This is a genomic window from Microbacterium sp. MMO-10, assembly GCF_037148715.1.
GTDB lineage: Bacteria > Actinomycetota > Actinomycetes > Actinomycetales > Microbacteriaceae > Microbacterium.
The window spans coordinates 696,166-705,785 of sequence record NZ_JBBCSV010000001.1; the positions used below are offsets into that span (position 1 = coordinate 696,166).

General features: G+C 65.2%; 8 protein-coding genes. 2 read left to right on the forward strand and 6 right to left on the reverse strand.

From position 1 onward, the window contains the following. Positions 1-618: 618 nt before the first annotated feature. A complete protein-coding gene (locus WFJ17_RS03330) occupies positions 619-1,014 on the reverse strand; it encodes a peroxiredoxin-like family protein (RefSeq protein ID WP_212743497.1) in 396 nt (131 codons plus the stop codon). Between the two features lie 236 nt (positions 1,015-1,250). Further along, entirely contained in the window at positions 1,251-1,913 is a 663-nt protein-coding gene (locus WFJ17_RS03335; protein WP_228480872.1) for a LysE family translocator, read from the reverse strand. Positions 1,914-1,961: 48 nt separating this feature from the next. Here WFJ17_RS03335 and WFJ17_RS03340 point away from each other — a divergent pair, with 48 nt between their 5' ends. Further along, positions 1,962-2,498, forward strand: coding sequence for a CGNR zinc finger domain-containing protein (locus WFJ17_RS03340; protein WP_138174574.1), 537 nt, complete (start codon positions 1,962-1,964; stop codon positions 2,496-2,498). 228 nt (positions 2,499-2,726) lie between these two features. On the opposite strand, the gene WFJ17_RS03345 is transcribed toward WFJ17_RS03340, so the two are convergent. The 4 genes from WFJ17_RS03345 to WFJ17_RS03360 all read right to left on the reverse strand — a co-directional run bounded on the left by WFJ17_RS03345 (position 2,727) and on the right by WFJ17_RS03360 (position 6,392). Further along, positions 2,727-3,071, reverse strand: a complete 345-nt coding sequence (locus tag WFJ17_RS03345) for a hypothetical protein (protein WP_138174576.1) — start codon at positions 3,069-3,071, stop codon at positions 2,727-2,729. Further along, complete coding sequence (locus WFJ17_RS03350; RefSeq protein ID WP_138174578.1) at positions 3,068-3,583, reverse strand: LD-carboxypeptidase; 516 nt, start codon at positions 3,581-3,583, stop codon at positions 3,068-3,070. Before WFJ17_RS03350 ends, WFJ17_RS03345 begins: the two co-directional genes overlap by 4 nt. A 227-nt stretch (positions 3,584-3,810) precedes the next feature. Then, entirely contained in the window at positions 3,811-5,205 is a 1,395-nt protein-coding gene (locus WFJ17_RS03355) for a hypothetical protein (protein WP_138174580.1), read from the reverse strand. Between the two features lie 167 nt (positions 5,206-5,372). Then, positions 5,373-6,392 (reverse strand): PIN domain-containing protein, encoded by a 1,020-nt coding sequence (locus WFJ17_RS03360; protein WP_138174582.1) that lies wholly within the window; start codon positions 6,390-6,392, stop codon positions 5,373-5,375. 638 nt (positions 6,393-7,030) lie between these two features. Between WFJ17_RS03360 and WFJ17_RS03365 the strand changes: the two genes are divergently transcribed. Next, positions 7,031-9,598, forward strand: a complete 2,568-nt coding sequence (locus tag WFJ17_RS03365; protein ID WP_138174587.1) for an AAA family ATPase — start codon at positions 7,031-7,033, stop codon at positions 9,596-9,598. Positions 9,599-9,620 lie beyond the last annotated feature (22 nt).

A 9,620-nucleotide genomic window follows, 5' to 3' on the forward strand; every position in this document is an offset into this window, starting at 1 on the left:
CGTTGACGTGGAACCGGTTCACGGAGTTGCTCGCTCAGTGCAGCCGCTGGCGGCCGCCGCCCGCGAGGTCGGCGCGATGCGGACGGCCGCGTACCCCCGGCGCGATGGCACCGCGGTGCGGCGCAAGGATAGCGCGGTGAAGGTCGTGCCACAGCCCTGGCCCGCTTTCGCTTCTCCCCATCTCCTCGAGGCTTCTTTTCGAAGAGGAGCGCGTTCTGATCGCGATCTCGCGAGCCGAGGTGCGCGGCCAACGGAGATCGCCGCGCTGCATGACCGATCTCCGTCCACAACCAGCCGGGAGTTGCGTCGCAGCGCGCACGGTCGCACGAGAGGCGCGTGACTCCTCCGTCCGTCGCCTCTGCAGCAGTCAGCGGATCGCATCGAGCGCTGCGATGATGTCCCGCGGTTCCGCACGTCTGGTGTGGTCGCTGTCCACGAACGACCACGATATAGACCCGCTCTGCCTGATCACATAGGTCGCGGGGATCACAAGCGTTCGACCATCGCCACCGTTTCGACGGATGAGATCGTGACCTCGTCGCTCGTAGAGCGCAGCCAGCTCCGTAGGAATGACGAAGGACAGGCCGTAGCTTTGGGAGACAGTGGCCCCCACGTCGCTCAGAACGTCAAAGTGAGGCTGTGTTTCTCAGCGGTCGACAATGACTCGTCAGGCACCTGCGGCGAGATCGCAACGAGCCGCGCGTTGCGCGCCTTGAACTCCATGATGTTCGCTTGAAGCGCCCGCAGCTCGAGATTGCAATACGGGCACCAGCTGCCTCGGTAAAAGCTCAGCACCACGGGGCCATCCTCAAGCAGATCACTCAAGGTCACCGTTTCGCCAGTGGCGCTGGGGAGAGAAAACACCGGCGCCACATCTCCGACGGCCTTCGCGCGGTCTGCCGTACCGGCGTCGAAGAGCTCCGCAGCCGCACGATCCGTCGTCTCGTTCTCCTCGGAGGACCGGTTGGACCGCGCGTCCTCGTAGACACGCAGAAGCTCTTCCCGCAGGTTCATCTCGCTCCCATTCTGCGGCCGTTGACATACACGCTCAGCTGTCCACGCCCTCGGCTTCTGATGTACGGGGTTGCCGTCGTCGGCGCTCGTGCGCACGTGGCACTCACGACGTGTGCCGCGAGAGCGATCAGTCGATGTCGCAACGAATCGGTTGAACGGATTCGTCCATTTCAGGTTACATCGGCGCTGCGATGGCTGGCGCGCTGGCCACACGCGCGCGACCACCTGCAGGTTGTCTACGCGCGGGCAGCCTGGGGAACTTCCCTGGCCAGCATGACGGCGACCGCGGCAAGAAGGCTGCCGGTGATGCGGCGCTGCCACTTGAGCCAGGACGGGCGGGTTCCGATGAATCCTGCGATCGTCCCGGCGGCCAGCACGATTGCTGCGTTGACGATCACGCTGACAGTGATCTGGACTGTGCCGAGCGTGAACCCCTGCGCAATCGGGTTGCCGTGCGATGTGTCGATGAACTGCGGGATGATCGCCAGGTACATCACCGCCGCCTTCGGATTCAGCAGGTTGGTAAACAGCCCCATCCGGAAGAGCTTCCCGTGCGTATCGCGGGTGAGCGGTCCGGGTTCGAACAGTCCTGTCCCTCCTGGGCGGAACGTCTTGAACGCGAGCCAGGCGAGGTACAGCACTCCTGCGGCCTTCAGACCGATGTAGAGCCACGGAACCACAACGAACACGACACTGAGCCCCAGGTTCGCCATCGTCATGTAGGTGAGGAATCCCACGCCCGTCCCCGCCAGCGAGACCAGACCTGCGATTCGCCCCTGAGCGATACTGCGCGACACGAGATAGATCATGTTCGGCCCAGGCGTGAGCACCATCACCAACGCCGCCAACCCCATCCCGCCGACCGCGGCCCACGGGAGTCCAGTACCCAGCACCGTCATAGTCAGTTCCTTCCAACGATTCACGTTCCAGTGTGATGTAATGCCCTTATGCATCTCAACCCTTACGGCGAGTACGCGGTCCTGCTCGCCGCGTCACTGGCAAACGACTGGCCCGAAGATCGAGCGGGCATTGTCGACCGTGCGGAGTCTTATGGGATGCAGACGCCGTTCGCGAATCCGCAAGCGGACGACTACACCGGTGTCCGCAGGGTAATCGACCGATGGCTCGAAGTCGTTGATGAACCTTTGCCGCAACGACGCGCCGACCTCCTCAACCAACACCTCGCAGAGGCGGCCGCCTACCCGCGCCTAACCGACCACCATGATGAAGGCTGGCACCTCCACTATCGAGACCAAGACCAAGCCCTGCCGCATGTGCTGGAGGCCGTCATCAGCGTCGGCACCGCACTCCACCTGACAACGCGGGGAATGCACCGCCTTCACCGATGCGACGCCGGCAAAGTCCCGGGTGACCCGTGCCACAACGTCGTGGTAGACGTCACGCGCAACGGCCGCCAGCGGTACTGCAGCGTCCGCTGCGCCAACCGCGCTGCAGTACGTCGGCACCGCGCGCGACACGCGTGAACATGGAGACCTGACTACGCCCGGCCACCCACATCGCAATGAGCCTCATCGCCAGCAGCACCGGATCCCACACGCCGGTAGCGGCATCGTCGCCTCCCGCTGGCCCGCTCAGAAACGGAACTACGCCTCTCGACCTCCTCGAGGAAGGCGCCGACGCCGGGGAAAGTACGGCACCAACGTCGCATGCCGTGGCTCCACGAGCGGGGCGGCAACGCGGCTGACTCGCCCTCACCGGAGTCGGTCGACGCCCAGGTTCCAGATGGTCACGTTCGGTTCCGCGCCGTCGTGGCGAGCGGCGTACTCATGGAGCGCGTCCGTGCGCACGTGCTCCGGGTCCTCGCCGTCCGCGAGTCGGCGGATGAGCGGAGCCATCCATTCCCATCCCTGATCGACGAGCCGACTGGACCACCGCGACAGGAACCCGTCCGCCGTCCAGACTCCCGCGTGATCGTCGGGACCGTACCTCTCGCCGGTCGCGACGAGGCGCTCCTCGAACGCGACCCAGACGAACACGGAGCGGTAGGGCTGCGGCGTCCACCCAGCGAGCTCGGTGAACCGAACCGGGGACGTCATGCTTCCGTGATGCGCACAGGCGAGCGACTGGTCAGAGTCGGTCGTGGTTCGCCGGACTGTTCTGCACGAGCCACCTCCCCGTGAACGGGTAGACGAGGTCGACCGGATCCACCGTAGAAGCTCCGCACGCCGAGGTTCCAAAGAAGGTTGTGCAGGTTCGTGTTATCGCTGTACCCGAGGAACGGCTTCGGGTTCGCCGCGATCACGGCGGCATCGAAGTGCGGAATGACAGTGATCTGGTCATCACCACCGATGGCGGCCAGCACCGCGCGAATGCTCCGATCCGCGAACACCGCGTTCACGTCTGCCGCACGGGCTTCCGCGCTCGCGCCGAGTTGCCGCGTCGTGGGGTACTCGACCGGGATGAACCCGGTCGCCTCCTTCAGACGCCGCATCGCTTGCTCGTGGAGAACGGGCGAAATCGCTGGGGCGGCGAATGCCGGCGAGATCACGGCGACACGATCACCCGGACGGACTTTGGGAACGGCTTCAACGAAGCTGCGACCATCCACCGATTAGACCAGACTCCCGCACCGCGGCCCCGTTCGTCGGAGAATACGCCCACTTCGAGCGTATCTACACGCGGCCCCTTGGCTGGCGCGCCAGCGGCGGCGGGCGGCGGGCAGCGGCGGCGGCGGCGATTACGTCCCCACGACACTGCAATTCGCAACTCGCTCGAAAGACCTCGTGGAATTGGCATCTCGTATCGAGAACCTTCAACTGCCGGTCGTGTCGGCCCTCAGGCCTCTCCCGGCCTTGAACTGACCACGATTACCTTGGGTTCGACTGGTGCTCCGTGGGAACCCTTCACATACGACGCGATCCAGATCAGTCGGGTGCGCACGTGGCCGTCGTCGTCGAGCCCGAGTGAGGGGTAGGGCTGTCGCCGCCAGTGGCCGCGAACCGACCAGGCCGCACGATCGGGCGGCTCGCCGTCGCTCCCCTCTCGATAGACGGATACGTGATCGCTGCCCGCTTGCACGCGCACGATCGTCAGCTCGCCCTGCGGCTCGCCGCTGGGCACGACGACGCCTGTGACGCGTTCCGACTCAGTTATGCCGCCCTGGGCCATTAACGCCCACACCGCGGCAAGCAGTTTCTGTTCCGGTCGGGTGTCATCCCAGACCGGGACGAATGGCACGCGGCCGGACAGCTGCGGCCCGACCTGTTTGACATTGACCGCGCCGGATCCCGCAACGCCAGCAACGTATGTGCGTATGCGCCACATCGAGCCGCCCTGCCGGTACCAGACCGCGCGGACATGGCGGTCGCTGTCGCCCGCCCGCTGCATCACGATCGGGCGCGCGAAGAACCAGATCGCGTTGATATGCACGGGCAGCGGATCGAGAACGTCCGCGTCGACGAGGCTGTCGACAGCCAGACGCAGAAGCTCTTCGTGAAGGAGGAACGCTTCTTCGGGACGATCCGACCCCTCGCCGACCGCCGCGACGACGGACGGCACTTTGTTGGCGGTGAAGAGCTGTGCGCGAGGGTTGATGCGGGGCGGTTCACCGGCGCTAGGGGGTGGCACCCGCACGAGCGAGTCCGCAGCCAATCGTTCACCAGGATGCCCGATCGTCTTCAGCGACCTTCCTAGCCAGACGTGTTGATGGGCGAGGTCGAAGGCGATGTAGAGATTGGGTGGCGTCCACCCGCGAGCGACATAGTCGCGGTCAACGTCCCGCAACGGCGCCAACAGCCTCCGTGCATCCGAAGCGTTGAGCACAGTGGGTGGCAGCGGCCCGCCCGACAGGGTGCAGAACCCGTACCGCGCGACGGCGTCACGGTTGTGGAATGCGACGATGACTTCGTTACCCTCGGGCAGCCGAGCGGCAACGGTCAAGCCCGCCGCGATGGTGGGGATGACGCGACGGATTGCGTCGTCATGCTGCTCCCGAATGCCTTGAGCAAACCTCGACCGGCGGCGCGCTGGCTCCACACCCCGCCGCCGCTCCGGCACAGCCCCGCCACCATTCAAATGCACTCGCACCTTGCGAGCGAGCGACTCACTCAGCTGCGCCTCAGGGCGCACTTCCGCCTCACCCAGGCTCCGCAGCGCGTCGAGCACGGTGCGCACGTCAACGCCGAGCTCATTTGCAACCTCGAACACTCGGCGTCGGTACACGAAGTCCATGATGACTTGCCGAGCGTCACCGCCGAACCGCGAAGGCCGCCGACATAAAGCGAGGACAGCCGAGTGCCGATCAGATGCACGCCCCACCTGAACAGCGGCGGCCGCGCCGGCGGCCCTCGAGGTAGCTCCTACCCGCCCACTGTCTATGCCGGTGCGTCTCCTTCGATCTATGCCGGTGCGTCTCCTTCGATGGTGTCGAGACGCAGGGAGGCGACCTCGTCGATGCGGTTCCCTGACGAGTAAGCATTGCCGCTGAGATCCAGGACCCATACGGCGGTGTCCCGATGGGTGGCGTAGTCGCCGGCGTCCTCGTCGAGGATCTCGACGCTCTCGAGCTTCACGAGGCACGTTGCCTGGGCGGTGTAGTTGATCCATAGATCGCGCGACTTTCGCTCGATCTGCACCCCTTCCACGTTCACATCCAGTAACAAGACTTCAAGCACATCAGCAACGTCGAACTCGGTCTTCGCTGCCAGCGAGTGAGTGAAGTCCTTGGGTGTTCCGCCTGCCAGCACCGCATCCTGTACCGCGTCGTGAAGCTGTCGCTCCTGCTCGTAGTCCAATGAGCCCTCGTCATCGAGGAACTGCCCGGGAACCTTGAAATCGGAGATGCTTTCAAGGATCTTCACCTCCCACTCCACATCGAGTTTCTCGATCTCGGCCAAGAGTTCGCGCCGTCGCGCTGGTCCGAACGCACGCTTGTCAGCCGACAGAAGAAACGCGTGCGGATCTTCGGGTTCGCACGTGAGAAGCAGATCGACAAAGACGTACCAGTGCAGCGCGTCACGGTATCCGTTGCCCTCCCTGTCGAACGGTGCCGACCGTGAGATCGCCCGCAACGCGACCTCACGATGCTCTACCTCCGGGTAGCCGACGATCTCTGCACCCATCTGTTCGAGGCGCGCCCGCAGAAGACTCTCGTACTCGGCGGCGAAGGACTCTGAAGCGTTGATGGCTTCCTGGACGAGTTCCCGTGACCTCGGCGGCCATGTCTTGAGAGCCTTCTTCGCCTCGCGTTCACGCAATGCTGCACTGTCGCGGTACCGTGCCACGGCTTCATCGACCGCAAGCTCGGGCACATAAAGATCGAGCGCTTCGGAAGCGACCGCATCCGCGACGGCGTCCCACTGCCGCCCGCGCAGAAGCGGATTGCCGACGATCACGTTGGCGTCAAGCAGCAAGAACACAGCTCGACGGTACCCGGTGGAGTGTCAAGGTGAACGTGGGGCCGCTCCGATGAAGCAGAGCTCGTGATTCGTTACAGGTTCAGCCCGTGAGCACGCGCCAGCAGATCGGCGACATCGTTCAGCCCCTGATGGCGGAGGTAGGGGATGAAGTGGGTCATGGGTGGCTGATTCGAGCGGTACGGGTTCGGGTCTGCACCGTCATACAGCCCACCCCCAGGCAGCGAGGAGAGACCTCCGCCAGGAAGCGTAGACAAGCCGCCCCCGGGAAGCGTCGACAGACCACCGCCAGGAAGCGTCGACATACCGCCACCAGGGAGCGTGGATAAACCGCCACCAGGAAGGGTCGACAGGCCACCACCTGGGAGTGTCGACAGACCACCGCCGGGAAGCGTAGAGGCCCCGTCACCCGGCAGGGTGGACAAGCCGCCACCAGGAAGCGTCGACAGGCCACCGCCAGGAAGCGTCGACCGGTTGCGTGGCCAGGTGTTTCGTTCAGTCATCCGATCAGCGTGCCCCATCTCCCGCACCAACTCCAGCGGCCCGCGCGACGCACAGCTCGGCGTCCTGTCAGGGCGACGATAGAGTCGGCGGTGAGCAGCGCGTTCCATGGACACCGCTGTCGCGACGGAGGTCGGTCGATGACGGACGCGGTGCAAGCGGACACACGGGTGGACCCCCGTCAGCTTCTTGGCGCGTGGGCGAACAGTTCCGACGAATGGGTGCGGTACATCGTGCGCGTCGTACTCACCGGAGCTGGCCCTCTCAACTCCGACGAAGAGGACCACGCGTACACGCTGTTCCGGCAAGAGAAGGCGCTGGACGCCCGGGAACTGTCGACCGAGGATCAGCTCGCGATGATCGACGGGGAGGACGAGGCGCTCGAACCTTTGACCGTGACCTCACTGTCAGAGGTTGCGGGGGTGAACGCTCTGATCGGTGGTGGGGTCATCGAACCGCATCAGGGCCTCACCATTCTGTTCGGTGAGAACGGCACCGGCAAGACCGGGTACTCGAGAATCTTCAAAGCGCTTGCTGCCAGCCGCACCGCGGACGTCATCCTCGGGGATATCGAGGCGACGGCGCCGCAATCCCCGTCCGCGACGATCGGCTACCAACTCGGAGCGGAAGCGAAGACGTACGCCTGGACAGGGCAACGGGGGGTTGCCCCGTTCACGCGCATCTCGATCTTCGACAGCCCATCGGTGAGCTTCCATGTCGACGAAGACCTCGAGTATGTGTACGTCCCCGCCGCGCTTGCCTTGTTCAACCACGTCATCGCCGGAATCAAGGCCGTCCAGGCCCGCATTGATGCGGCAATCAGCGACCTGCGATCCGGCCCCACAGGACTGCTGGGCCGATTCCCGCGAGCGGCGTCGGTGTACCCGCTGATCGAGACGCTCGGCGCCGCGACAGACCTGGACCAGCTCAGGGCGATGGCCGACCACCACACCGACGCTGATACCCGCATCGGGACACTGCGCCGCACCGTGGCCGCGCTGGAGGCCGACACGATCAGCGCCGAGATCACCCTGCAACAACGCGCCGAGCGTGTCCTAGCCGAGGCGAGCACGGCCGCACAGATTCTCGGTCGGTTCAGCCCCGCCACGTACAGCAGCGAGCTCACCGCCCTGGCGTACCTGCAGGAGGAGTATCGAGCCTTCCGCGCGGCGCTGTTCGAAGCGGCGGACCTGCCCGCCGCCCCCGACGACACCTGGACCCGGTTCATCCAGGCCGGTGAGGAGTACGAAGCACACCTGAGCGCACACGACGCGCACGACGCAGACCGGTGCCTCTACTGCCGCCAACCGCTCAGTGACCCGGCACGGGCGCTGATCGGAAAGTATTCCGAGTTCCTCGAGGAAAAGATCGCCGGCGACATCGAAGCCGCCAAGGGGCGGCTCAGCGCCCTGACCTCACCCGTGTTCGGCATCCGGACCAGCGATGTCGACGCCTACGCGCGCGACCACGCCACGAGCAACCCGCAGCCCGTGTTCTTGCCACTGCTGGAACGCACGCTCAGCACTGCCACCGCGCTCCTTGACCACCTCCGCGACAACACCCCCGTCACAGCCGACCTCCTGGCTCACGTGGCCGCCGACGCAGATGGCCTCACCGAAGCACTCGAGACCACCAGCGGCGCCCTGGTGGAACTGCGAGGACAAGCCGCGCGGCGCGCGGAAACACTCGCTGAGAAGAAGAAGGAACTGGTCGAACTCGAAGCTGCCGCCGAACTCGCCCGGTCCTGGGCGATCATCGAACAACAGGTGCGCGACGCGAAACAAGCCGACCGCCTCGCACTGCTCGCCAAGCCCATGCCTGCGCTACTACGCGCGGTCACTGGCCTTGCCAAAACCGCGAGCGACCAGATGATCAACGAAAGCTTCGACGCGCTGTTCGCCGAAGAACGCACCGCGCTCCGTGCACCCGAACTTCAAGTCGAGTTCGTGGGCCGTCAGGGACGAGCGCACCGCCGCAAGGTCCTCACCGGCAAGCACAAGCCGTCGAAGGTCCTCTCCGAGGGCGAGCAGAAGGTTCTCGCGATGGCGGACTTTCTCGCCGAAGCACGCCTCGCCGGCATCACCGCACCGGTGATCTTCGACGACCCGGTCTCCAGTCTCGATCATCGCCGCATCAACGAGGTCGCGCAGCGTGTCGCGGCACTCGCCGACACGACCCAGGTGATCGTGTTCACCCACGACATCTTCTTCGCCACCACACTGCTGAACCTGATGGCAGCGTCCAAACGATGCTCGTACTTCCACATCACCGACGAGGACGGCAAGGGGCAGGTCACCCGAGCTACCGGGCCCCGCTGGGACAGCATCAGCAATCTGAAGAAGAACATCAACGAGACCATCCAGGCCGCCAAGTCCCAGCAGGGTGATGCGCGCGCCGCGCTCGTACGCACCGGCTACGACTGGATCCGGGCCTGGTGCGAGGTGTTCACCGAAACTGAGCTGCTGCAGGGGGTGACGCAGCGTTACCAGCCCAACGTGCGGATGACCGCGCTACCGAACATCAAGACGGCCGCCCTGCCTGCCGCTATCGAGACTGTGAACCGCGTGTTCGAAGAAGCCTGCCGCTACATCGACGGACACTCCCAGCCGCTCCCCACCCTGAACGTCAGCCCCACTCTGGCCGGCCTCGAGGCGCACTGGGCAGAGTTGAGCGAGGCCAGAGCCGCGTACCTCAGCGCCGGCGCGTGATTGGCCGTCGTTCGGGTGGGAG

What these genes read in the sequence shown, in the direction of transcription:
- WFJ17_RS03330 (WP_212743497.1), bottom strand. Translation starts at nt 1,014, where the DNA reads ATGAACCTGCGGGAAGAGCTTCTGCGTGTCTACGAGGACGCGCGGTCC.
- WFJ17_RS03335 (WP_228480872.1), bottom strand. Translation starts at nt 1,913, where the DNA reads ATGACGGTGCTGGGTACTGGACTCCCGTGGGCCGCGGTCGGCGGGATG.
- WFJ17_RS03340 (WP_138174574.1), top strand. Translation starts at nt 1,962, where the DNA reads ATGCATCTCAACCCTTACGGCGAGTACGCGGTCCTGCTCGCCGCGTCA.
- WFJ17_RS03345 (WP_138174576.1), bottom strand. Translation starts at nt 3,071, where the DNA reads ATGACGTCCCCGGTTCGGTTCACCGAGCTCGCTGGGTGGACGCCGCAG.
- WFJ17_RS03355 (WP_138174580.1), bottom strand. Translation starts at nt 5,205, where the DNA reads ATGGACTTCGTGTACCGACGCCGAGTGTTCGAGGTTGCAAATGAGCTC.
- WFJ17_RS03365 (WP_138174587.1), top strand. Translation starts at nt 7,031, where the DNA reads ATGACGGACGCGGTGCAAGCGGACACACGGGTGGACCCCCGTCAGCTT.